Origin of the sequence: Dactylosporangium sp. NPDC050688 (assembly GCF_040654515.1) — a bacterium.
GTDB lineage: Bacteria > Actinomycetota > Actinomycetes > Mycobacteriales > Micromonosporaceae > Dactylosporangium.
Genome location: NZ_JBFAIC010000016.1, coordinates 80,099 through 102,742, shown reverse-complemented (window position 1 = coordinate 102,742; position 22,644 = coordinate 80,099). Strand labels below are relative to the sequence as shown.

24 protein-coding genes are annotated in these 22,644 nt (G+C 71.5%); 11 read left to right on the top strand and 13 right to left on the bottom strand.

Going from position 1 to position 22,644, the window contains the following annotated elements:
• Positions 1–51 precede the first annotated feature (51 nt).
• Positions 52–1,341 (top strand): ferredoxin reductase family protein, encoded by a 1,290-nt coding sequence (locus AB0H83_RS18115; protein WP_360094578.1) that lies wholly within the window; start codon positions 52–54, stop codon positions 1,339–1,341.
• A gap of 425 nt (positions 1,342–1,766) precedes the next feature.
• On the opposite strand, the gene AB0H83_RS18110 is transcribed toward AB0H83_RS18115, so the two are convergent.
• Positions 1,767–2,576: a hypothetical protein gene (locus AB0H83_RS18110; RefSeq protein ID WP_360094575.1), complete on the bottom strand. Its 810-nt coding sequence runs from the start codon at positions 2,574–2,576 to the stop codon at positions 1,767–1,769.
• A 384-nt stretch (positions 2,577–2,960) separates the two neighbouring features.
• On the opposite strand from AB0H83_RS18110, the gene AB0H83_RS18105 reads away from it, so the two are divergent.
• Positions 2,961–3,317, top strand: coding sequence for a PQQ-binding-like beta-propeller repeat protein (locus tag AB0H83_RS18105; RefSeq protein WP_360094572.1), 357 nt, complete (start codon positions 2,961–2,963; stop codon positions 3,315–3,317).
• Positions 3,318–3,358: 41 nt separating this feature from the next.
• On the opposite strand, the gene AB0H83_RS18100 is transcribed toward AB0H83_RS18105, so the two are convergent.
• A complete protein-coding gene (locus AB0H83_RS18100; RefSeq protein WP_360094569.1) occupies positions 3,359–4,057 on the bottom strand; it encodes a hypothetical protein in 699 nt (232 codons plus the stop codon).
• Between the two features lie 32 nt (positions 4,058–4,089).
• Between AB0H83_RS18100 and AB0H83_RS18095 the strand changes: the two genes are divergently transcribed.
• Both AB0H83_RS18095 and AB0H83_RS18090 read left to right on the top strand, forming a co-directional pair.
• Complete coding sequence (locus tag AB0H83_RS18095; protein WP_360094566.1) at positions 4,090–4,707, top strand: class I SAM-dependent methyltransferase; 618 nt, start codon at positions 4,090–4,092, stop codon at positions 4,705–4,707.
• A 9-nt stretch (positions 4,708–4,716) separates the two neighbouring features.
• Positions 4,717–5,136, top strand: coding sequence for an ASCH domain-containing protein (locus tag AB0H83_RS18090; RefSeq protein WP_360094563.1), 420 nt, complete (start codon positions 4,717–4,719; stop codon positions 5,134–5,136).
• Between the two features lie 10 nt (positions 5,137–5,146).
• Here the strand turns inward: AB0H83_RS18090 and AB0H83_RS18085 are convergent, their stop codons facing one another.
• Genes AB0H83_RS18085 through AB0H83_RS18075 form a run of 3 tightly spaced genes read right to left on the bottom strand, consistent with a single transcriptional unit; the run spans position 5,147 to position 6,674 of the window.
• Entirely contained in the window at positions 5,147–5,737 is a 591-nt protein-coding gene (locus tag AB0H83_RS18085; protein WP_360094560.1) for a hypothetical protein, read from the bottom strand.
• A gap of 44 nt (positions 5,738–5,781) precedes the next feature.
• Positions 5,782–6,471, bottom strand: a complete 690-nt coding sequence (locus AB0H83_RS18080) for a hypothetical protein (RefSeq protein WP_360094557.1) — start codon at positions 6,469–6,471, stop codon at positions 5,782–5,784.
• Positions 6,471–6,674, bottom strand: coding sequence for a sigma factor-like helix-turn-helix DNA-binding protein (locus AB0H83_RS18075; RefSeq protein WP_360094554.1), 204 nt, complete (start codon positions 6,672–6,674; stop codon positions 6,471–6,473). The genes AB0H83_RS18080 and AB0H83_RS18075 overlap by 1 nt, the downstream gene beginning before the upstream one ends.
• Positions 6,675–6,683: 9 nt before the next feature.
• Here AB0H83_RS18075 and AB0H83_RS18070 point away from each other — a divergent pair, with 9 nt between their 5' ends.
• Both AB0H83_RS18070 and AB0H83_RS18065 read left to right on the top strand, forming a co-directional pair.
• Positions 6,684–7,193: an AAA family ATPase gene (locus tag AB0H83_RS18070; protein WP_360094551.1), complete on the top strand. Its 510-nt coding sequence runs from the start codon at positions 6,684–6,686 to the stop codon at positions 7,191–7,193.
• Between the two features lie 229 nt (positions 7,194–7,422).
• Entirely contained in the window at positions 7,423–8,292 is an 870-nt protein-coding gene (locus AB0H83_RS18065; protein ID WP_360094548.1) for an AraC family transcriptional regulator, read from the top strand.
• Positions 8,293–8,302: 10 nt separating this feature from the next.
• Here AB0H83_RS18065 and AB0H83_RS18060 read toward each other — a convergent pair whose 3' ends face one another.
• The 6 genes from AB0H83_RS18060 to AB0H83_RS18035 all read right to left on the bottom strand — a co-directional run bounded on the left by AB0H83_RS18060 (position 8,303) and on the right by AB0H83_RS18035 (position 13,036).
• Entirely contained in the window at positions 8,303–8,650 is a 348-nt protein-coding gene (locus AB0H83_RS18060; protein WP_360094545.1) for a hypothetical protein, read from the bottom strand.
• Between the two features lie 107 nt (positions 8,651–8,757).
• Positions 8,758–8,928 carry a hypothetical protein gene (locus tag AB0H83_RS18055; RefSeq protein WP_360094542.1) on the bottom strand — a complete coding sequence of 57 codons (171 nt, stop codon included), beginning with the start codon at positions 8,926–8,928 and terminating at the stop codon, positions 8,758–8,760.
• 27 nt (positions 8,929–8,955) lie between these two features.
• Positions 8,956–9,414: a hypothetical protein gene (locus AB0H83_RS18050; protein ID WP_360094539.1), complete on the bottom strand. Its 459-nt coding sequence runs from the start codon at positions 9,412–9,414 to the stop codon at positions 8,956–8,958.
• Between the two features lie 90 nt (positions 9,415–9,504).
• Complete coding sequence (locus AB0H83_RS18045) at positions 9,505–11,778, bottom strand: excinuclease ABC subunit UvrA (protein ID WP_360094536.1); 2,274 nt, start codon at positions 11,776–11,778, stop codon at positions 9,505–9,507.
• A gap of 39 nt (positions 11,779–11,817) precedes the next feature.
• A complete protein-coding gene (locus AB0H83_RS18040) occupies positions 11,818–12,033 on the bottom strand; it encodes a hypothetical protein (RefSeq protein WP_360094534.1) in 216 nt (71 codons plus the stop codon).
• 73 nt (positions 12,034–12,106) lie between these two features.
• Positions 12,107–13,036, bottom strand: a complete 930-nt coding sequence (locus AB0H83_RS18035) for a WYL domain-containing protein (RefSeq protein ID WP_360094532.1) — start codon at positions 13,034–13,036, stop codon at positions 12,107–12,109.
• On the opposite strand from AB0H83_RS18035, the gene AB0H83_RS18030 reads away from it, so the two are divergent.
• From AB0H83_RS18030 to AB0H83_RS18015, 4 genes are all read left to right on the top strand, one after another.
• Complete coding sequence (locus AB0H83_RS18030; RefSeq protein WP_360094529.1) at positions 13,013–14,065, top strand: alpha/beta hydrolase; 1,053 nt, start codon at positions 13,013–13,015, stop codon at positions 14,063–14,065. The genes AB0H83_RS18035 and AB0H83_RS18030 overlap by 24 nt on opposite strands.
• A 253-nt stretch (positions 14,066–14,318) precedes the next feature.
• Positions 14,319–15,395 (top strand): AI-2E family transporter, encoded by a 1,077-nt coding sequence (locus AB0H83_RS18025; RefSeq protein ID WP_360094526.1) that lies wholly within the window; start codon positions 14,319–14,321, stop codon positions 15,393–15,395.
• 1 nt (position 15,396) lies between these two features.
• The gene (locus AB0H83_RS18020) at positions 15,397–16,047 is read left to right on the top strand and encodes a class I SAM-dependent methyltransferase (RefSeq protein ID WP_360094523.1); all 651 of its coding nucleotides are present in this window, start codon (positions 15,397–15,399) and stop codon (positions 16,045–16,047) included.
• A gap of 61 nt (positions 16,048–16,108) precedes the next feature.
• Complete coding sequence (locus AB0H83_RS18015; RefSeq protein ID WP_360094773.1) at positions 16,109–17,512, top strand: trehalose-6-phosphate synthase; 1,404 nt, start codon at positions 16,109–16,111, stop codon at positions 17,510–17,512.
• Between the two features lie 50 nt (positions 17,513–17,562).
• Here the strand turns inward: AB0H83_RS18015 and AB0H83_RS18010 are convergent, their stop codons facing one another.
• A complete protein-coding gene (locus AB0H83_RS18010; RefSeq protein WP_360094520.1) occupies positions 17,563–18,843 on the bottom strand; it encodes an HDOD domain-containing protein in 1,281 nt (426 codons plus the stop codon).
• Positions 18,844–19,392: 549 nt separating this feature from the next.
• Here AB0H83_RS18010 and AB0H83_RS18005 point away from each other — a divergent pair.
• The gene (locus AB0H83_RS18005) at positions 19,393–21,453 is read left to right on the top strand and encodes an MMPL family transporter (RefSeq protein WP_360094517.1); all 2,061 of its coding nucleotides are present in this window, start codon (positions 19,393–19,395) and stop codon (positions 21,451–21,453) included.
• A 324-nt stretch (positions 21,454–21,777) separates the two neighbouring features.
• Here AB0H83_RS18005 and AB0H83_RS18000 read toward each other — a convergent pair whose 3' ends face one another.
• On the bottom strand, positions 21,778–22,644 hold the full coding sequence (locus tag AB0H83_RS18000) for a metal ABC transporter permease (protein WP_360094514.1): 867 nt from the start codon (positions 22,642–22,644) through the stop codon (positions 21,778–21,780).

Sequence of the window (22,644 nt, the reverse complement as noted above, 5' to 3'; positions counted from 1 at the left end):
GCGACCAGGAGCGGCGGTGGCTCTGCCCTCGCACATCCGCGGGTCCAGGCCATGGCGGCGTTGTGGGGGGCGGTGATCCTCAACCTGATCATCATTGAGGTGCTGTTCTTCGCCACCGACCCGGCGAAGAACGCGCTGCACGCGACCGGGAAATTCCTCGGCCTGCATGCGGCTCTCGCCATGCTGCTGCAGCTGTTGCTCATCGCCCGGCTGCCGTGGCTCGACCGCCGGCTCGGCATGGACCGGCTGACCTCCTGGCACCGGTGGACCGGCTTCTCGCTGTTCTGGCTGGTGCTGCTGCACCCCACGTTCGTGATGCTCGGTTACGCCCAGGCGTACAACAGCACCTTCCTGAAGCAGGCGGCCAACCTCATCGGCATGGGCCCGACCATGATCGGCTTCATCGCCGTCGGCATCATCGCGGTCGCCGCCGGCGTCTCAGTGCGTCTCGCCCGCCGCAAGCTCTCCTACGAGACCTGGCACGCCGTGCACGTGCTGCTCTACGTGGCGATCGTGCTGGCGCTGATCCACCAGATGTACGAGGCCTCCACGTTCACCGCCACCACCGTGTCCACCGTGTACTGGTGGAGCCTCTGGGCCTTCGCCGGCCTCTCCCTGATCATCGGTCGGATCATCATGCCGCTGCGCCGCAACGCCGGGATGCAGCTGCGAGTCGCCGCGGTCGTGCCCGAAGCGGATAACGTCGTCTCCGTCCACATGACCGGCAAAAACCTCGACAAGCTGGGTGCGCGCGCCGGGCAGTTCTTCATCTGGCGGTTCGTCGGGTACAACTGCTGGTGGAAGGCCAACCCGTTCTCGCTGTCGACGGCGCCCGGCCACAACGCGCTGCGCCTCACCGCGAAGGCCGTCGGCGAGACCAGTGCCGGGCTGCGTAACGTGCCGGTCGGGACGCGGGTCTTCGCCGAGGGGCCGTATGGTGCCTTCACCAGCATCCACAAGACCCGCGAAGGCACGGTGCTGATCGCCGGTGGAGTCGGGGTCACGCCGATCCGGTCGCTGCTCGAGGAGCTTTCCGGGCCGATTGCGGTGCTGTACCGCGTGCAGAGCCCTGCCGACGCGGTGCTGCTCACGGAGATGGAGCATCTCGCACGGATGAAGGGCGCGCAGATCCACGTGCTCTCGGGCCGCACCAGCGCGGGCAACCCGCCGAACATCCCGTTCGCCCCGGAGAACCTGGTGCGCCTCGTCCCGGACATCCTGGAGCGAGACGTGTTCGTATGCGGCCCGCCAGCGATGACCGACGCGGTGCTGAAGAGCCTGCGTCAGCTCAAGGTGCCGGCGCTGCAGATCCACGCGGAGCGGTTCGCGCTGGCGAGCTGAGCCCTTCTTCTCGCAGACCTGCCGCCATCGGCCGCCGTCAGCCACGGCGGCGGTAGGGGCGGTGGACCGGTGCCGCCGCCAGGAGCGTTCCCAGCGTCAGCCTCGTCCACCACCACCAGGCACGAGTGCGGCAAAGGTCGGCGCGCTGCTCGCGGGCGGCCACGGCTGCACAACGATGTATGCCGCCGTCGCGGCAATCGGCGACGCGGAAGCGAGCCGCCGAACGAGTACTCGCGATGCTGACAGTACCGGTACCGGTACCGGTACCGGTTGCGGTCGAAACCGCCTACCTCGGGCGCCAGGAGCGGCACGAGGACGGCACTGCGCAATCATCGATGGTCCGTGACCTCATGCCGTGCGGCCTGGCGCGGTCGGAGCTGCCGACGGCGCTCGCACCAGGATGCGGGCGCCGCCGGGCAGGTGGCTCAGCCGTTGAAGATGTCGTACACGTTGGCCGGCGCCTCGATCACCGCCTTGCCAGTGGGCTTGGCCGGCATCGTGACGGTGCCATAGTTGGTGACGGTCAGCTTGAGCTGGTGCGCCTTCTTGTCGCCCGCGGCCGGCACGTCGATGAGCAGCTCGGTGAACCGCCCTTCGGCGTCGAGGGTAGCGGTGAACGGCACGCTGGCCGCCTTGTCTCCCAGCGCCTTGACGACGTCCTCATCGGTCATCGGCGAGTCTTCGCCCTTGGCGAGGTCGAGCGTGCCGCTGTACTTGTGGTCGCCGGCCGGCTGCACCGACTGCGCGCTCTGCAGCAGTACCTTGAGGTCCAGCATGTCGGTCTCGTCGGCGGCGAGGCCCAGGCTCCCGGCGTCCTTGACCTTGGAACGATCGATGTGCATCCACGTCTTGCCGTTCAGTTGCTGCATCCCCGGCAGCTTGGCCAGCTCGCCCATGTTCATCTTCACGTAGGCGTCCGGCTCGATCAGCAGCACCTCCATCGTAAACTCCGCGTCCGGGTCGGTGGAGACCATCTTGACGTACGCCTGCTTCTTGGGCGCGTCGATCGCGGCCTGCCCGGAGCCGTCGAGCGCGGTGTAGTCCACCGCGTACACGCCCTTGTCGTACTCCGACAGCGAGCCCAGCAACACATCCTTCGCCGCGGGCGCCTTGGAGCTGGTCGCCGCGGCGCCGGGCGTACCGCTGCCGTCGCTGCTGCTGCCGCAGGCGCCCGTCCCGAACATCACCGAGGCCGCGACGATCAGCGCCGCGGCCCGTTCCCATGCAAGTCTCATTGAGCTCTTCCTCGGAGGGGTGTAGACGGCAGATGCTACTGCGCGACGCCCTTGCCGGTCGCCCGGTTTTGATCACCTGTTGGTCACACTGTGCGCCCATCAGCGACCGTCGTGCGGTGCGGGACACCCGCATCTGCCGTGTCTGGTGCGCGAAGGCCAGCTGGAGTTCGTCACAGCGGGTGACCGGCGCTTCTGCCATCGGTGGCCTGAGGCGGCACACAGACACAAGACATTCATGTTTGGCGGCGAACGCGCACCGTTTTTCCTCACTCGGCGGTCGCGCCGACGCTTTGAGGAGCCGAACCGCGCCGCAGTGCTCACTCGTGCCGATGTGCGGTCGCGGCCGGCGGAGTCGCGACGTCGCCCGGCACGTAGCCTTGGACGGTGGATCAACCCTTGGAGATCGTGTGGTCGCGGTCATTGTGCATACGGTCGAGCGCAACGACAGTGGCAGCCTCCGATGTCCTCATCGTGGCAGAGCGACACTCGCGTCTGGTGCGGTTGGATCCGGGGACTGGGACGCTGATGTGGGAGCAGCGCGTCGAGGACTGCTGGGGCACGACCGCCGTCGCGCAGGGACGATGCCTCTATCTGAGCCAGCGGGGTGTCCTGCACTGCTTCGACCTGCAGAGCGGCCGCCCCATGTGGTCGACACCCAATCTGGAGATTCATCGATACTTGAGCATTAGCGGGTCCGTCGTCGTGCTAGGCGGATGGCGCGGCTATCACCCTGTAACATGAGTTGACCTCGCCAGCGGCACACTCGACCCGTTCGATGCACCTTACGCCCCAGGGGAATCGCTGGCCTGGCCAATGCCCATCCGGCTCCAACCAGATCCGGATTCTGCTGTCGACGCGGTACTGCTCGCCAGCGCCGGCCGAACGGAACTGCGACTCGAGGACCCGCAGACCGGGACTGCTGTCGGTGCGCCCAGGAACGCGGCTTCGACCGGCCGCAGCCGGGCGATCAGCGTGTCGACCGGGAACCGGTCGACGAACCGCGCGCCGTCCCGGCCCACCAGCAGCACGGCCAGCGGCAGGTCGCCGCCGAGTGGCAGGTCGGGGTAGACGTCACCGCCCCAGTGCAGGACCGCCGCGTCCTCCTCGGCGTAGCGGCCCGCGCCGGCGAGCATGAGCAGGTCGGTCTGGCTGCCGTACGTGTCGCCATGGTAGTCGTACAGGTAGACCTCGAGGGCGCCGCCGCGGTGGCGGGCGACGTTGATCCCCTGGGCGGCGCGCCCCGCGAGCCGTTGCAGCGGGGTGCCGGCGCGGGCCGCGCGGATGCCGGCGACCGCGGCCGGCGAGCCGGCCAGCCCGGCCAGGTCCCAGTCGGTGCCGGCGCCGTCGGCCGCCCAGCCGGTCCACATCGCGGCTGGGTCGGCGATGACGTCGGGCCCGGGCAGCGGCGTGCGCAGCCACGCGTCGAAGCCGGCCCGTGACATCGGCATCGTGGTCGCCACCATGTACGACCGACCACCCACGAGCCACCTCCACCGATGCGAACATGTGCGGCATGACGGTACGAGGGACGCCCGCCCACGACCAAACCACCGTGCCGCCGCTGGTCGCCGCAGCACTGACCGCCGCGCGCCGGACGGGGTTCGGCAACTCGTGCGGCCCGGAGCACGGTGAGCTGCTGCGGCTGCTGGCCCGCGGGGTCGGCGCCGGTACCATCGGCGAGACCGGCACCGGGTGCGGCGTGGGCCTGGCGTGGCTCGCCGCCGGCGCGGACCCCGGCGCCCGGCTCGTCAGCGTCGAGCGTGACCCGGCCAGGGCGGCGGTGGCCGCGGAGGTGTTCGCCGCCGACCCGCGCGTCACCGTCCTCACCGCCGACTGGCGGGACCTACGCGGGCACGGACCGTTCGACCTGCTGGTCCTCGACGGCGGCGGGCACGGCAAGCACGACGGGGAGCCGGTCGACGTCGAGGTATGGCTGAGGCCCGGCGGTCTGCTGGTCATCGACGACTTCACGCCGTCGCCCGGGTGGCCTCCCGTGCACGACGGCCGCCCCGACCTCGCCCGCCTGCACTGGCTGCAGCATCCGGCGCTGCTCGCCACGGAGCTGCCGGTGACCCCGTCGTCGGCGACCCTGGTCGGGCGGTACACCGGGCCGCGGCCGCCGCTGCCGTAGGGTGGCCGGGTGAGCGCCGACCAGCTGCCCGAGTTTCACTTCGCCTGGCCGGGCCCGCTGCGCGACGCGCTCGTCGCCGCCGTGCTGGACGGCACGAAGACCACCACGACGGGCCTCGTCCAGGACTTCGAGCTCGACGGCGTCCCGCTGCCGGCGGCGGGGGACCGGGCCGCGGTGGTCGACTCCGCCGGGCGGCGGGTCGCGGTCATCGAACTGACCCACGTGCGGGTGCGCCGCCTCGGCGACGTCGACGTCACCCACGCCCGCGACGAGGGCGAGGGCCACGACACCGTCGCCGCCTGGCGGGCCGGCCACGAGGACTTCTGGCACGGGGAGAGCTACCGGGGCTGGCTCGGCGACCCGGGGTACACCGTCGACGACGACACACCCGCGGTGCTGCAACGGTTCCGGGTGGTCGAGCGGCTCTGAGCCGCCGTCGTCAGTATGCGGTGCCGCCATCCTTGGCGAGGGCGGCCGCGACCTCCGACAGTACCGCCCGCCACTGCGCCTCGTCCTGCTTGGGCAGCACGTCGTCCCACAGCGGCAGGCAGCTGCCCCGCAGCTGGGTCAGGCCGGCGGGCCGGCCCATGAACCACAGGTGCAGGTGCCGCGCACCGTCGCCGATCTTCGACGCGTGCACCCGGCCGATCCCGCCGACCGACATGACGGCCCGCTCGACCCGCTGGAGCATCGGCCCGATCTCCGCGGCCCGCTCCGCCGGCAGGTCGCCGAGGTCGTAGTGGCCGATCGGGCACAGCAGCACGACCACCGGCACCGCGGTCGGCCCGCCGGAGTGCCGCAGCATCCAGTGCTCGTCGGCCCACACCGCCCGGCGCAGGCCGTCCTCGCAGATGAAGCAGCCGTCCGGGCCGGCCTCGCCGTTGCGCGGCGGCTCCGGCAGCACGGGCGGGTCGAGCGACTTCACCCGCAGGTCACCGTCGAACGGGAACGTGTCCCAGCCGGGGATGCCGCCCTCGAACGGTACGGCCGGCCCACCGACGGGCAGGTGCGTGAGGAACCGATCGGTCATGGCGACGATCATGCCAGGACCCGGACGGCCCCCGGCCCCGGATCTCAGCGCCCGCCGACCCAGCTCATGTCCGGCCACGGCCCGAAGTCGAACGCCTCGAGGATCCGGATCAGGGTGGGCATGGTCTGCTCGTCGGACGGGTCGTCGTCGAGTTGGGCGGCCACCTCGACGCCGTCGGGCAGGGTCAGGAAGAGCTGCTTCGTCTCGGGCACCTGCCAGCCGTCCCAGTCCTGGATGCGGACGGGGGTGGTGGTGAACGTGTTCGCCAGCCGCATCGCGGCGCTGCTGCCCATGCTGATGAGCAGTTGCCGTCCGCCGGGGCCGCTCACCGTCACGTCCTGGACCCAGTTCGTGTCCTGGTACCCCTGGTACAGCCGCCAGGGTGCCGTGGCGAGGTCCGGTGGCAGCCAGCCGAAGCGGGGGCCGACCCAGGTGGCTTCCGGGTCCGGCCGTACGGAGCGCGCGACCCGCAGCGCCAGGTCCCGCCGGGCGTCGGCCTCGTCACCGGTGTGCACGCTCAGCAGCAGCTGCGGTTGGCCGGGTGGCTGCCAGGTGAGGTACGTGCCGGGAGTCTGCTCGCCGACCTGGACCAGCCGGCCGGGCACGCCGTTGACGTCGACGGTGGCCGCCCGGCCGCCCGGCCGGTCGGGGTCGAGCGACGGATGCCAGTCCGACGGCGGGGCCTCGCCCGCGAGGGCGTCGAAGGCGCTCCGGATGGCATCGGTGTCGATCATCAGTCCTCCCGAACCGGCTGCAAGGCAGCGATCTCGCGCAACTTGGCCAGCGCACGCGACGCCTGGCTGCGTACCGTCCCCTCGGTACACCCGAGCAACGCGGCGATGTCACCGTCGGCCATGTCCTCGTAGAAGTGCTCGGCTGGTTCCGGCGCGGCCTGGCGCAGCAGGATTGGGATCCGCTCGGCTGAGGTGTGTGACAACCTGTCTGGGTGCTGATCGTGATGTGCGGCCTGCAGGGCACCGGCAAGAGCACCATCGCCGGGCAGCTGGCCAGACAGCTGCCCGCGCCGGTGCTGCCCGTCGACCCGGTCGAGGTCGCGCTGTGGGCCGCCGGCATCGACCGTGACCAGCCGACCGGGCTGGCCGCGTTCGTCGTCGTCGGCGCCCTCGCCAGCACCATGCTCAAGCTCGGGCAGACCGTCGTCGTCGACGCCGTCAACGACGCCGAGATGGCCCGCGAGCAGTGGCGCGACCTCGCCGCCCGGCACGAGGTGCCGCTGCGCTTCGTCGAGGTTGTCTGCTCCGACCCGGCCCTGCACCGGCAGCGCCTCGAGGAGCGCCGCGACAACGAGGTTGCCGGCGCCGCCGAGCCGACCTGGGAGTCCGTCGAGGCCCGCCGCGCCGGCTTCGAGGGCTGGGCCGACGACCGGCTGGTCGTGGACTCCGTCGACCCGGTCCCGGACAACGTGCGGCGCGTCCTCGCGTACGTCACCGGCTGACGGCGGCTCCACCGGCAGCAGAGGGAGGAAGCCGTCGCGCACCGCGGCGGCCAGGGCGGCCCGCTTCTGCAGCTCGCGCTCGCGCAGGCCGGGGTCGGTCGCGACGATGGCGCGCCACTGCCGGATGGTGTCCTTGCGGCCCTCGAACCGGGCGCATGATCGGATCGGGCCAGAGCTGTCGGGCGCGGACGGGGCGTCCTCGGCCAGTGTTGATGGTGAAGGAGGGCACATGATCTCGGCACTCAACCGGCTCGTCGACCTCGTCGAGGAGCACCTCACCGAGGAACTCGACGTCAACGCGTTGGCCAAGAAGCTCGGCACCACCGAGTACCACCTGCGCCGGATGTTCTCGTCGCTGGCCGGCATGCCGCTGTCGGAGTACGTACGCCGACGCCGCATGACCGTCGCCGCCGCGGCCGTCGTACGCGGCGAGGACGACCTGCTGAGCATCGCCGTGCGGCACGGGTACGGCTCGACCGAGGCGTTCGGACGTGCGTTCCGGGCGGTCCACGGCGCCAACCCCGGTGACGTACGCCGCGACGGAGGCCCCCTTCGCACACAACCGCAGATCAGGTTCCGCCTGACCGTCGAAGGGAGCATCCCCATGGACACTCGCATCGTCGACCGCCCCGCGTTCCGGCTCGTCGGGCACGCAGCCCGGGTACCGCTGATCCACCAGGGCATCAACCCGCACATCCAGCACCTCATCGCGGCACTGCCACCGGAGGAGCACGCCCGGCTGAAGTCGCTCAGCAACACCGAGCCGACGGGCCTGCTGCAGATCAGCGACGACGTGGACCCCGACGCCACCGAAGGCAGCGCCCTGACGTACGTGCACGGGGTCGCCGTCTCACGGGACACACCGGCCCCCGATGACCTGCACACCATCGAGGTGCCGGCCGGCATGTGGGCGGTCTTCCGCATCGCCGGGCCGTACCCGCAGGCACTGCAGCAGGCCTGGGCTGCGACCGCGACGGAGTGGTTCCCGTCCAACCCGTGGCGCCTGCGGCCTTCCCCGTCGATCGTCTCGATCGTGGAGCGCGCGGACGACTTCAGCACGGCGACCTGCGAGCTGTGGCTGCCCGTCGAACCGACCTGACAGCCCGCGGTCAGGGCTCCAGGCGTGCCTCGTCGTACCAGACGTCCTCGTACCCGGGTGCCAGGACGACGCCCCAGCCGGGTGGCAGCGCCAGGTAGGGTGCGAGTTCGGGGAAGTGCGCGTCGGTGTGCTCGACGTGGACCGGGCTGAAGAACTCGTCGTCGTCCTGCGGGATGTCGTCGCCGCGCCACACGTACCAGCCGTTGGACTGACCGACGGGCGGATGGCGGATGGCGTTGAGGGGCAACAGTTCGGGCCCGCGGCTCAACGCGACTCCCAGCATCGTTCCCTTGCCTGGTGGCAGTGGTGCAGCGTCGAAGCGACGGCAGATCCGGCGTTGTGCCGAGGAGATCAACACGCCACATCCTTGCACCGTTGAGGCCGTACAGGACTACCCGGTGGATCCCTGTGTACCAAACAACAGGGATCCACCGGGTTGTTCCGCGATCCCGGTCGGGTGCGCGTTCATCGGCGTACAGTGTGTGCGTCCGCCGGGCGGGGGACCAGGGCGACGATCAGCGGCAGCGGGATCAGCGCGGCCATGGTGACGGCGAGCCCGACGTGATCCGCGGTCCAGCCGATCAGGGCCGGACCGAGCAGGATCCCGGTGTAGGTGAACGTGGTCAGCCGCGACACCAGCGCCGCCGCAGGTGTCGCCGGCGGTCAACCGGGCGCCAGTCGTCGCGTCAGCCGCTCCAGGCCCTCCCTGATCAGGTGCCCGTACGCGTCGTCGCCGAGCGCGCCGATGCCGGACTGCGCCTGCCGGAGGTGTTCCCGGGCGCGGTCGAGGTCGCCGAGCCTGCGGTGGCATTCGGCCAGGTTGAGGTGCAGCGACGGGTACAGGCCGGCCACGGACAGCGGCACCCCGGCCTGCGCCACCCGGTCATCGGTGAGCAGTCCGGCCGCGGCCAGGGCCCGCTCATCCCAGAGCAGCTCCTGGTGCACATCGTCCTGCACGTCGGCCATCGAGTGCGCGAGCACGCAGACGTGCAGCGGGTCCCCGGCGTCCCCGCCGATCTGCTGCCAGATCTCGGCGAACAGCTCCCGCGCGGCCGCTCGCTGCCCGCGACCATGGTGCAGCTGCACCGCCTCGTTGATGCGTACCATCACCGGATCGCTCATCACGGCTCTGTCAATACCACACTGCGCCCCGCGCGGAGCACGGACCGGCCCAATCACCGAGCCGCCCCCGCGCGGAGCGTCGAGGAGTGCCTACGCCTCCACGTACTTGGCGAGGTGCTCGCCGGTGAGGGTCGAGCGGGCCGCGACCAGGTCCGCCGGGGTGCCCTCGAAGACGAGCCTGCCGCCGTCGTGGCCGGCGCCCGGGCCGAGGTCGATGATCCAGTCGGCGCGGGCCATCACGGCCAGGTGGTGCTCGATGACGATGACGGACTTACCGGAGTCGACGAGGCGGTCGAGGAGCTTGAGCAGCTGCTCCACGTCGGCGAGGTGCAGGCCGGTCGTCGGCTCGTCCAGGACGTAGATGCCGCCCTTCTCGGCCATGTGGATCGCCAGCTTCAGCCGCTGCCGCTCGCCGCCGGACAGGGTGGTGAGCGGCTGGCCGAGGGTCAGGTAGCCGAGGCCCACGTCGGCCATGCGGTGCAGGATGGCGTGCGCGCCCGGGGACTTCGCGTGGCCCGCGGCGAAGAACGCCTCCGCCTCGGTGACGGACATGGCGAGCACCTCGCTGATGTCCTTGCCGCCGAGCTTGTACTCCAGGACCGCGGCCTGGAAGCGCTTGCCCTCGCACTCCTCGCAGACGGTGGCGACGCCGGCCATCATCGCCAGGTCGGTGTAGATGACGCCGTTGCCGTTGCAGTTGGGGCAGGCGCCGGCCGAGTTGGCGCTGAACAGCGCCGGCTTCACGCCGTTGGCCTTGGCGAACGCGGCACGGATCGGGTCGAGCAGGCCCGTGTAGGTGGCCGGGTTGCTGCGCCGCGAGCCGCGGATCGCGGTCTGGTCGACGGAGACGACCCCGGCGCCCTTGGGCACCGAGCCGTGGATGAGTGAGCTCTTGCCGGAGCCTGCCACGCCGGTGACGACGCACAGGACGCCGAGCGGCACGTCGACGCTGACGTCGCGCAGGTTGTGCCGGGTCGCGTTGCGGATCGGCAGGGTGCCGGTCGCCTTGCGCGGATCGGTCTTGAGCGACGCCCGGTAGTCGAGGTGGCGGCCGGTCAGTGTGCCGCTGGCCCGCAGCCCGTCGACGGTGCCCTCGAAGCAGACCGTGCCGCCGGCGCCGCCCGCGCCGGGGCCGAGGTCCACGACGTGGTCGGCGATCGCGATCGTCTCCGGCTTGTGCTCCACGACCAGGACCGTGTTGCCCTTGTCGCGCAGCCGGACGAGCAGCCCGTTCATCCGCTGGATGTCGTGCGGGTGCAGCCCGACGGTCGGCTCGTCGAAGATGTAGGACACGTCGGTCAGGCTCGACCCGAGGTGCCTGATCATCTTGGTGCGCTGCGCCTCACCGCCGGACAGCGTGCCCGACGGGCGGTCCAGCGACAGGTATCCCAGCCCGATCTCGACGAACGAGTCCAGCGTCTGCTGCAGGGTGGCCAGCAGCGGCGCCACCGCGGGGTCCTTGATGCCGCGCACCCAGTCGGCGAGGTCGCTGATCTGCATCGCGCACGCGTCGGCGATGTTGATGCCGTCGATGCGCGAGTCCAGGGCCGCCTTGTTGAGCCGGGTGCCGCCGCACTCGGGGCACGCGGTGAACGTGACGGCGCGGTCCACGAACGCGCGGATGTGCGGCTGCAGCGCCTCCTTGTCCTTCTGCAGGAACGCCTTCTGCACGCGGGGGATGAGCCCCTCATAGGTCATGTTGATGCTCTCGACCTTGACCTTCACCGGCTCCTTGTACAGGAAGTCGTGCAGCTCCTGCTCGGTGTAGTCACGGATCGGCTTGTCGGCGTCGACGAACCCGGACGCGGCGAAGATCCGCACCAGCCAGCCGTCGACGCTGTAACCGGGGATGGTGATGGCGCCCTCGGCGAGGGACTTGTCCCGGTCGAACAGCTCGTCGAGGTCGATGTCGTTGGCGGTGCCCATGCCCTCGCACTTCGGGCACGCACCGGCCGGCACGTTGAAGCTGTAGTGGAACGACGGCCCGGCGCTGGGCACCCCGAGCCGGCTGAACACGATGCGCAGCATCGCGTTGGCGTCGGTCGCCGTGCCGACCGTGGAGCGCGAGTTGGCCCCCATCCGCTCCTGGTCGACGATGATCGCCGTGGTCAGCCCTTCGAGCAGGTCGACGTCCGGCCTGGACTGGCTGGGCATGAACCCCTGCACGAACGCGCTGTAGGTCTCGTTGATGAGCCGCTGCGACTCGGCCGCGATCGTGCCGAACACCAGCGAGCTCTTGCCGGATCCAGACACACCGGTGAACACCGTCAGTCGTCGCTTCGGGATGTCGACGCTGACGTCCTTCAGATTGTTCTCACGGGCCCCGTGGACCTTGATCAGGTCATGACTGTCTGCCACATGCACCGGGCAACTCTAGACGAGGGGTACGACACTTTCCGGCCTTCACACATCCCGGCGGTGGAACGCGACGGCGGCCAGGCCCAGCACGACGGCCCAGGTGACGTACGCGGCGGTGAGGCCGGTCTGGCTCAGGAACGGGTGCCCCTCGAACGCCTCGCTGAACTGGGTGATCAGCGTCGGGTCCTGGAAGGCGTGCTTGGCGCCGCGCCGCAGCCCGTCGGTCGGCAGCGGCGCGGAACACCGCTTCGAGGTCGGCACGCACAGCCACGGCGTCCTTCCGCTCGGCCCGCCCGTCCGCCCGTCGCCACCCGGCGACCGGCGCCGGCGGGGGTTAGCCGTATCGCTCGACGAGCGCGGTGCCGATCCGGGCCAGGTGGTCCCGCACCCCCGCAGGGCCGGTCACCTCGAGCCATTCGACGAGCCCGGCAAGCTCGCCGGCGAGCATGTACTCGTTGTGACCGCGGATCACGAGCTGGACGCGGCCGTCGGGCGTGGCACCTCCTACCTCGAGCCGGCCGCCGAGGGCCATACGGAGCATGCCTACCGCGTGGGGCGCGCACACCGCCTGGATCTGCAGGGGTGTTCGCCTGCGGTCGACCTCGTCGGCGATCTCGCGCCAGCTCTCGGCAAGGTTGAAGTCCTCGGGCCGGTGCACGGGATCGCCGGTCGCGACGACGGATGACACGCGGTCGATCCGGAAGGTGCGCCGGCCGGCGTCGGTGTTGGAGACGAGGTACCAGGAGTGGCCTTTGGCGACGATGCCCAGCGGGTGGACGGTTCGCTCGGTCTCGGCGCCGTTGCGGTCGGCGTAGCCCAGCCGCACCTGGACGCCGCGGATCACCGCGTCCTGGAGTGCGTCGAGGAAGCGGACCGGCCGGCGTTCGACCGGGCTCGACCCCCACCGTTGCGGGTCCGTGACCAGCGACGACGCTGCTGCCTGGGCCTGCACCCGGAAGGGCTCGGGCAGGGCCTGGACGAGCTTGCGCAGGGCTGCCTTCACGGCCGGTGTCGCAGCCGATGCCGGACCGGCGACCAGGAACAGGGCGCGGGCCTCGCTCGCGGTCAACCCGGACAGGTCGGTTCGGGCGCCGCCCACGAGGCGCCAGCCGCCGCCGCGGCCCTGCACGGCGTACACCGGCACCCCGGCCATCGCCAGGGCGTCGAGGTCGCGGCGCGCGGTGCGTTCGGAGACCTCCAGCTCCCGGGCGACCTGCGGTGCGGTCACCTGTTCGCGCTGTTGCAGCAGCAGGAGGAGGGCCATCAGCCGGTCAGCTCGCACCCGGGCAACACTTCCACAAAAACCGGTCATGGGGTGACCGGTATCGGCCGGCAGGATGCCGGCATGACAACCGATTTTCCCGAGCCCATCCGTGTTGCGGTCAACGGTGTGGAGCTGGAGGTCTTCGAAGCGGGCCGCGAACATGCGGCAAGGCCGATCGTGCTGTGTCACGGCTGGCCGGAGCACGCCTATTCCTGGCGCCATCAGGTGCCGGCCCTCGTCGCGGCGGGCTATCACGTCATCGTGCCCAACCAGCGGGGGTACGGCAATTCGTCCCGTCCGGCGGAGGTAACGGACTACGACATCGCGCACCTGTCGGGTGATCTCGTCGCACTGCTCGATCACTTCGGTTACGAAGACGCCACCTTCGTCGGTCATGACTGGGGCGCGTTCGTCGTCTGGGGCCTGACCCTGCTGCACCCGGACCGGGTGGACAAGGTGATCAACCTGAGCCTGCCGTACCAGGAGCGGGGAGAGCAGCCGTGGGTCGAGTTCATGGAAGCCGTGCTCGGCAGCGACTTCTATTTCGTCCACTTCAATCGGCAGCCGGGCGTCGCGGACGCCGTGTTCGAAGCGAACACGTCCCGGTTCCTGCGCAACATGTACCGGAAGAACGTGCCTCCTTCGGAGCCTGAGCCGGGGATGTGGTTGATCCACCTCGCCGGGGCGGAAACGCCGCTCGGTGAGCCCGTGATGAGCGACAGCGAACTGGCCGTCTTCGTCTCCGCCTTCGAAACGTCGGGATTCACCGGCAGCATCAACTGGTACCGGAACCTCGACCGCAACTGGCGCCTGCTGGCGGACGTGGACCCGATCATCCGGCAGCCCACCCTCATGATCTACGGCGACCGGGACGCGGTCCAAAGGTCGCAACGACTGACCGAATTCGTGCCCGACGTGGAAGTGGTCAGTCTGGACTGCGGCCACTGGATCCAGCAGGAGCAGCCGGAGGAGACGAACCAGGCGATGCTGAAGTGGCTGGACCAGCAGGACGCCGCCCAGGGCCGGTGACCGCAGAGGTCTCCGGTGGACGGCCCGGCGACCGAGCCGGGCGTCACACCGGACACCTCGTACGGGCGCAGCCGCCCACCCGTCGCGGCCTCGAACAGTCCACTGAGGACGGTGCGGGCCCACACCGGGTCCGGCGGGCCGCCGGCGAACAGGTCGGCGGTGACCGCGCCAGCAGCTCGGCGTGCCGCTCGGCCGGGTCGCCCGGCTCGTCGTGGGTGGTGTGCGGCGGGAGCCGTCCGGGTACACACGCGCCATGACGCCGGATCGACGCACGGGAGTATGGCGGGCGCTGCCCTGGTCGCTGCGGTACGCCGCCGCGGCCGCCGGATGCGCCCTGGTGGTCGCCGCCGCGGTGTACCTGCTGCTGCGCCTCGCGGTGCTGGTGGCGCCGCTGACCCTGGCGGTGGTCGTCGCGCTGCTGCTGACCGCGCTGCTGCAGCCGGTCGCCGCGCTGGTGTGCCGGCTCGGCGCGCCGCGGGCGCTCGGCGCGCTGGCCGGCGTCCTCGTGCTGCTGGTCGTGCTGCTCGTGCCGGCGCTGCTGATGTGGCAGGCCGTCGCCCAGCAGGCGGGGGAGCTGCCCGGCGAGCTCGGGCAGGGCTGGCAGCGCACGCGCGACTGGCTCGCCGGCACCGTCGGGGTCAGTGAGCAGCGCCTCGACGCCGCCGTCCAGCAGGGCGGTGAGCGCCTGCGCACGGCCGTCGCGCCGAACGCGGCCGCGTACGCGATGAGCGCCGTCGAGGCGTTCGGCGCCGCGCTGCTGTCGCTGGTGCTGGTGTTCTTCCTGCTCAAGGACGGTCCGTCGATCGTCGGCTGGTCGCGGGGGCTGCTGCCGGAGCACAGCCGCGACCGGTGGAGCGAGGCCGCCGCCAACGGCTGGCGCGCGCTGGCCCGCTACGCGCGCGGCACCGTCGCCGTCGCCGCGATCGACGCCGTCGGCATCGGCGCGGCGCTGCTGGTGATCGGGGTGCCGCTCGCGCTGCCGCTGACCGTGCTGACGTTCGTGGCCGCGTTCGTGCCGGTCCTGGGCGCCACCTTGGCCGGGGCCGTGGCCACGCTCGTCGCGCTCGCCGCCGGCGGGCCGGTCGACGCGCTGCTCGTGCTGGCCGCCGTGATCGTCGTGCAGCAGGTCGAGGGCAACGTCCTGGAACCGCTCATCATGGGCCGGGCGCTGCGGCTGCACCCGGCGGTGGTGCTGGTCGCGGTCACCGCCGGCGCCATCACCGGCGGCGTCGCCGGCGCCATGGTGTCCGTGCCGCTCACCGCCGTCGTGTACCAGGTGACCCGCACCGCGCTGCGCGACCGCGACGAACCCGCGCCCGAGACGCGGTAGGGTGGCGAGCGTGGACGACGGCTGGCTGGAGGACACCCAGACCTCGTACGACACAGTGGCCCACAGCTACTCGGAGCTGCTGCGTGACAAGCTGGCCGGGCTGCCCTACCTGCGGGCCGCCCTGGCGCTCTTCGCCGACCTGGTCGCCGGCGGCGACGGCGGGCCGGTCGCGGACGTCGGCTGCGGGCCGGGGCACGTCACCGCGCACCTGCGCGGGCTCGGCGTCGACGCGTTCGGCGTCGACCTGTCACCGGGCATGATCGACGTCGCCCGGCGCGAGCACCCCGGCATCCGGTTCGAGGTGGGCTCGATGACCGCGCTCGACCTGCCCGGCGCTTCGCTGGGTGGGCTGCTCGCGTTCTGGTCGCTGGTGCACGTGCCCGACGCCGAGATCCCGGCCGTGCTCGCCGGGTTCCGCCGGGTGCTGCGGCCCGGCGCCCCGCTGCTGGTCGGCTTCCACGCCGGCGACGGGGCGACGCTGAAGACCGCGGGCTACGGCGGTCATCCGATGCGGGTCCACGTGTACCGGCGCCCGCCGCAGCGGGTCGCGGCGTGGCTGCGTGACGCGGGGTGCCCCGTCGAGGCGCAGCTGCTGCTGGACGAGGACGGCGACAGCCCCGGAGCGGTCCTGTTCGCCCGCCGGCCCGCCTGATCCGGCGGGATTGTTGGCCGGATCCGGTTTCCCACGCCGCAGGTGAGGTAATCCGGTGGGCGTGGGTGACGGGTATTCGTTCGTGGTGGTGGCCAACCGGCTGCCGGTGGACCGCACGACCGGCGAGGACGGCGAGCAGCAGTGGACGCGCAGCCCCGGCGGGCTGGTGAGCGCGCTGGCGCCGATCGCCCGGACGTCCGGCGGCGCGTGGGTCGGCTGGATCGGCGCCCCTGACGACGACACCGGCCCGCAGGAGGTCGACGGCATCCAGCTACGCCCGGTGCCGCTGAGCGCCCAGGACGTCGACCGGTACTACGAGGGCCAGTCCAACTCGACCATCTGGCCGCTGTTCCATGACCTCGTCGAGCCGCCGGTGCACCGGCGGGAGTGGCGGCAGGCGTACGAGGCCGTGAACCGCCGCTTCGCCGAGGCCGCCGCCGAGGTCGCCGCCGACGGGGCCACCGTGTGGGTGCACGACTACCAGCTGCTGCTCGTACCGGCGATGCTGCGGTCGCTGCGGCCGGACCTGCGCATCGGGTTCTTCCTGCACATCCCCTTCCCGCCGGTGGAGCTGTTCATGCAGCTGCCCCGGCGCGCGGAGCTGCTGCGCGGGCTGCTCGGCGCGGACCTGGTCGGCTTCCAGCGGCCCCTCGCCGCGCAGAACTTCCTGCAGCTCACCGGGTCCCTGCTGGGCCTGCAACCGCACGACGACCGGGTCGGGTACGAGGGCCGCACCGTCGTGGCGCGCGCCTTCCCGATCTCGATCGACGTCGCCGAGATCGACCGCCTCGCCGCGGATCCGGCCGTGCAGTGGGAGTCGGACCGGCTGCGCGCCGACCTCGGCGACAACCGGCGGCTCCTGCTCGGCGTGGACCGGCTCGACTACACCAAGGGCATCGAGCAGCGCATCGAGGCGTTCGGTGAGCTGCTCGCCGAGGGTGCCGTGTCCAACGACGAGGTCGTGCTCGTGCAGGTCGCCACCCCGAGCCGGATACGGGTCGCGCAGTACCAGCAGCTGCGCGAACGCGTCGAGCGCGAGGTCGGCCGGATCAACGGCGAGTACGGCGCCGTGGGCCGGGTGCCGGTGCACTACCTGTTCCAGTCGCGCACGCCCGAGGAGCTGGTCGCGCTGTACCTGGCCACCGACGTCATGCTCGTCACCCCGCTGCGCGACGGCATGAACCTGGTCGCGAAGGAGTTCGTCGCCGCCCGCCGCGACGAGCTGGGCGCGATGGTGCTCAGCGAGTTCACCGGCGCCGCCGCCGAGCTGGAGGACGCGTTCCTGGTCAACCCGCACGACGTCGAGGACCTGAAGCGCGCGATGCTCGCCGCGCTGGACGCGCCGCCGGACGACCGCACCGTACGGATGCGCCGGATGCGCTCCCGCGTCCACGGCCACGACGTCGACCGCTGGGCGCGGCAGTTCCTCGACGCGCTCGACGACCCGGACCGCGCCAAGGACTGACCCCGTCCGGCGCTGCCGGTTCAGCTTTTGTCGCGTCCGGCGCGGCCGGTTCAGTGGTCCTGGGTGACACGGTCACGGGCGGCCTGGCCCAGCTCGCCGGACAGTTCGCTCAGGGTGGCGTTGGTCCAGCGCACGGCGGTCAGGTACAGCTGCGCCAGGGCCGCCGGGTCGGCCGCGGTGGCCGGCGGGGCGGGTTCGACCCCCGGTGTCGTGTACGCCCGCACGGCGGTGAGCACCTCGCCCAGCGGGCCGCCGCCGGTCATGAGCGCGTCGGAGAGCGTCGCGTCCAGCGGTACCCCGCTGAGGACCCGGCCGGTGGGCTCGCCGAACAGGTCGGCGACGGCGGACAGCAGCCCGCCGATGTACGCCGGCTCGCCCGGCAGGCCGGCGGACTCCGCCAGCAGCTGGCAGCACCGGGCGCGGATCAGCAGGTCGCTGAGCTGCTCCGGGTCGGCCTCGGTGAGGTCGGCGACCAGCATCAGCGTCACCCACTGGCGCAGCCGGGTCAGGCCGAGCGCGACGACCGCGTCGCGGATCGAGGACACGGTGCGGTTGAGGCCGAACGACGCCGCGTTGGTGGCCCGCAGCAGCCGCATGCTGAGCCCCGCGTCCTGGGCGACGAGGCCGACCAGCTCGTCGACGTCGACGTCCTCGACGCTGAGCGCGGCCATGACCCGCAGGCGGGTGAGGCGCGACGGGGCCAGGGCGACGGCCGAGCTGACGTGCGGGCGGCCCAGGACGTGGCCCTGGAAGAACTCGAAGCCGAGCGACATCGCCAGATCCAGCGCCTCGGGGGTCTCCAGGCGCTCCGCGATGAGCTGCAGGTGCGGGTGCAGCCGGCAGTTGAGGACGGCGGCGCGGATGGTGGCCTCGTCGGCGTCCAGCATGTCGATCTTCACGTACGTGGCGACCTCGAGCAGCCGCTCGTGGCTGCTGCCGAACACGAAGTCGTCCAGGGCGATGGTGTACCCCTGCTCGGCCAGCGCCGTCACGCCCGCGAGGACCTCCTCGTCCACGTCGGTGGTCTCGAGCACCTCCAGGACCGCCTGGCTGCAGTCGAACGGCAGCGGCAGGTGCCCGGTGAGGAAGTCCCGGGTGAGGTTGATGAAGCACACCAGCCCGCCGCACACCTCGTCGAGCCCGAACTCGGTGAACGCGGCGACCAGCACCCGGGCGGTGGCGTGCGCGTCGCGGCGGGAGGCGGTCGACGCGGTCGCGCCGGCGCGGAACAGCAGCTCGTGGGCGATGACCGCGCCCTCGCGGTCGTAGATCGGCTGCCGCCCGACGTGCACCACGTGATCGTCGTCAGGCCCTCCCGTTTCCCGGCTCACCTCGTCATGGTCGCCGAAAAATCCAACGATTGCCGCAAAACGGCGGAATGTGGACCAGGTGCGGCGGCGGGGCGCCGCCGGCCGGCGGTCCGTGGAAGCCGTGCCGCGGGCGGGCGGCCGGGCTCCCGGTGACGCCACTCACCCTTTTCCGCCGGCCGTGAAAACGATTCGCACCGCGTACCGGTGAATTCCGTGCCGCTCGCCGTCACATTGTCGCGCCGGGTCCCGTCAATGCAGTGAGGAATGCATTTCGGACCATGCGGCAGGACCACCGGCACCGACCCTGTCGCGACGACCCGGCCCTGCATGCGACGGCTGACCGGCACCGGTGTGCCCGGTCGTTCAACCATGCCTTCGTCAGCGTGCGCGGACGACGCCGACGCGGTCCGGCACGACGACCGAGCCCGGCCCACCGGGCTCCCGACAGTGGAGTGAGCGCGCATGGCAACGGAAACAACGACCGTCGAACGGCCCGCCGGACGGCCACCATCTCCATCGAGCAACGCCAATCGATACACGCGTCTCGTGGCCGGGCGCCGCAGCAAATGGGTGGTATTCGCGGTCTGGCTGGTCCTCATCATGGTCGGGGGTTCCCTGGCCGCGGACTTCGGCTCCGTGCAGAACAACGAGACCCAGACCTGGCTGCCGGCCGACGCCGAGTCGACCAAGGCGATCAAGATCGCTGAGTCGCAGTTCGCCGACAAGAACATCATGGTGGCCGACGTCGTGTACGTGCGCGACAGCGGCCTCACCGACGCCGACCTCGCGGCCATCGACGGTGACCGCACCGCGCTCGCCGCGCTCGCCGTCGGCGACATCTCCAAGGTCACGGTGTCCGGCGACGGCAAGGCCGCGTTCATCCTGGTGCCGCTGCGCTCCTCGCAGAGCGACAACACGGTGCTCGGCGACGCGGTGGCGAAGGTCCGCACCGAGGTCGAGGGCGGCGCGCCGGACGGGCTCGACGTGCGCATCACAGGCGCGGCCGGCAACGTCGCGGACTACATCGACGTGTACTCCGGCATGGACGCCACGCTGCTGCTGGTGACGCTCGCCGTGGTGGCGGTGTTCCTGCTGGTCATCTACCGCAGCCCGGTGCTGTGGCTGGTGCCGCTGCTCGCGGTGGGGCTGTCCAGCCAGGTGGCGACCGGCCTGGTGTACCTGCTGGGCAAGCACGCCGGGCTGCTGGTCAACGGTCAGAGCTCGTACGTGCTGACGGTGCTCATGCTCGGCGTCGGCACCGACTACGCGCTGCTGCTGATCGCCCGGTACCGCGAAGAACTGCACCGGCACGAGGACCGGCACGAGGCGATGGCCCTGGCGTTGCAGCGCTGCCTGCCCGCCATCGCGGCGTCGGCGGGCACGGTCATCATCGCTACGCTGTGCCTGGTCTTCGGCAGCATGAACTCCACCCGCGGCCTCGGCCCGGTCGTCGCGATCGGCGTCGCCGTGGTGTTCCTTGCCATGACCTCGCTACTGCCGGCGCTGCTGGTCATTTTCGGTCGGTGGCTGTTCTGGCCGTTCGCGCCGCGGCACGCCGCCGGGTACGAGGCCGCCGACATCGAGAAGGACCACGGCGTATGGGCCAGGTTCTCCGCGTTCGTCGGGCGCTGGCCCCGGCTCATCTGGATCGCCACCGCGCTCGTGCTCGTCGGGCTCGCGTTCGGTACCTCGGCGATCAAAACCGGTCAGACCCAGGCGGAGCAGTTCACCAAGACGGTCGACTCGGTCCGCGGCCAGGAACTGCTCGGCCAGCACTTCCCGTCGGGCACCTCGGCCCCGGCGGACGTCTACGTGCCGTCGGCCGCGGCGGACACCGCGGCCGGGATCGTCCGCGGCGTGCCCGGCGTGACGTCGGTGGACACCGCCGGCACCGCCGGCGGCTGGACGCACCTGACCGCCGTGCTCAACGACGCGCCGGACACCGCGGCGGCCCGGCAGACCGTGCAGCGGCTGCGGGCGGCCCTCGACGGCGGCCCCGCCGAGGTGCGGCAGGCGGTCGTCGGCGGCCAGAGCGCCGTGGCGCTGGACACGTCCGAGGCGCAATGGTCGGAGGTGAAGCTGCTCGTCCCGCTGATCCTCGGCGTCGTGCTGCTCATGCTGGTACTGCTGCTGCGCGCGATCGTCGCGCCGGTGCTGCTGCTGGTGTCGGTGGTGCTGTCGTACGCGGCCGCGGTCGGCACGGCGGCGTTGCTCTTCCGGGCGCTCGGCCACCCGAACGTCGACCGGGGCCTGTTCCTGTTCGGCTTCCTGTTCCTGGTCGCGCTCGGCGTCGACTACACCATCTTCCTCATGACGAGGGCCCGCGAGGAGGTCCAGCGGCGCGGTCACCGGGCCGGCATCCTGACCAGCCTCACCGTGACCGGCGGGGTCATCACCTCCGCGGGGCTCGTGCTGGCCGCGACGTTCTGCGTCCTCGCCGTGATCCCGACGGTGCAGTCGCTGCAGCAGGGCGTGCTGGTCGCGGTCGGGGTCCTGCTCGACACGTTCCTGGTCCGCAGCCTGCTCATCCCGGCGCTGTCGCTGGAGGTCGGCCCGCGGATCTGGCTGCCGGGCCGTCCCGCCACGGAGCCTGCGCCGCCGCTGCCGGCGCAGGCCGGGTTGCGGGGCTGACCACCCCGCGTTCAGGACAGACCGGGCCGGCCAGGCGCGCATCCCCCGTTGGGCGCCTGGCCGGCCCGGTCGCCGTGCTGCCCGTGCCGATCGCCTTCGTTGCCTTGCGGCTCGCCACGGCCGGAGCTCGACAACCCGGTGTCTGGCTGTTCGTGGGACACCAGCGATCCACCGGGTTCCAGTAATCCACCGGGTTGATCCCGGCGCCCCGGGGCTGAGCAGGGCCGGCGACGGGGCGTCCGGACAGCTGGGTCCGGCGGCGATGTGCGGGCAGACGGGTCCGCCGGTGAGGCTGGCTCACCGGCGGACGTGATCCCGGGTGGTTCAGCTGACGGCGACCGCCGGCACCCGCGCCGCACGGAGGCGACGGCGGCGGCCCGCGGTGGCGAGGGCGAGGGTGAAAGCGACCGCGCCGATCAGGACGATCATGGTGCCGGAGGGCACCTCGGCGCTGTAGCTGAGGTACATGCCGATCGCGCCGGACAGGGCGCCGATGACCGTGGCGAGGACCAGGGTGGCGGCGAACGAGTCGGTGAGCATGCGGGCCGTCACCGGGGGGATGACCAGCATGGCGGCGACCAGGGTGACGCCGACGACGTTGAGGGTGGACAGGATGTTCAGGGAGAGCACCACCATCAGCATGATGTCGGTGGCCAGGACGCTGACCCCGCTGACGGCCGCGACATCGGGGTCGAAGGTGGCGAACAGCAGCGCGCGGTACCGGACGAACACCAGCGTGACGGTGAGCGCCGCGACGGCGTAGAGCATGTAGATCTGGCCCTGGGAGATGCCCAGGATGCTGCCGAACAGGGCGCTCTCGAAGCTGGGGCCGGTCGCGCCGAAATGGGTCAGCAGGGCGATGCCGAGGGCGAACGAGGCGGTGGTGACCACGCCGATCGCCGCGTCGGCGCCGATGCGGTGCCGGCGGGTCACCGTGATGATGGCGAGGGCGGACATGACGCCCCAGACGCCCGCGCCCCAGAGGAAGAACTGGGCGCTGATGAGCTGGCTGGCGGCGAAGCCGCCGAAGATGGAGTGCGACAGGCCGTGGCCGATGTAGCTCATGCCGCGCAGGGTGATGTAGACGCCGGTCAGGCCGAGCAGCGCCCCGGAGAGGGTCGCGACGAGCAGCCCTTTCTGGAAGAAGGCGTACTGCAGCGGGTGGACGATCGCGTCCAGGAAAGCGTCCAT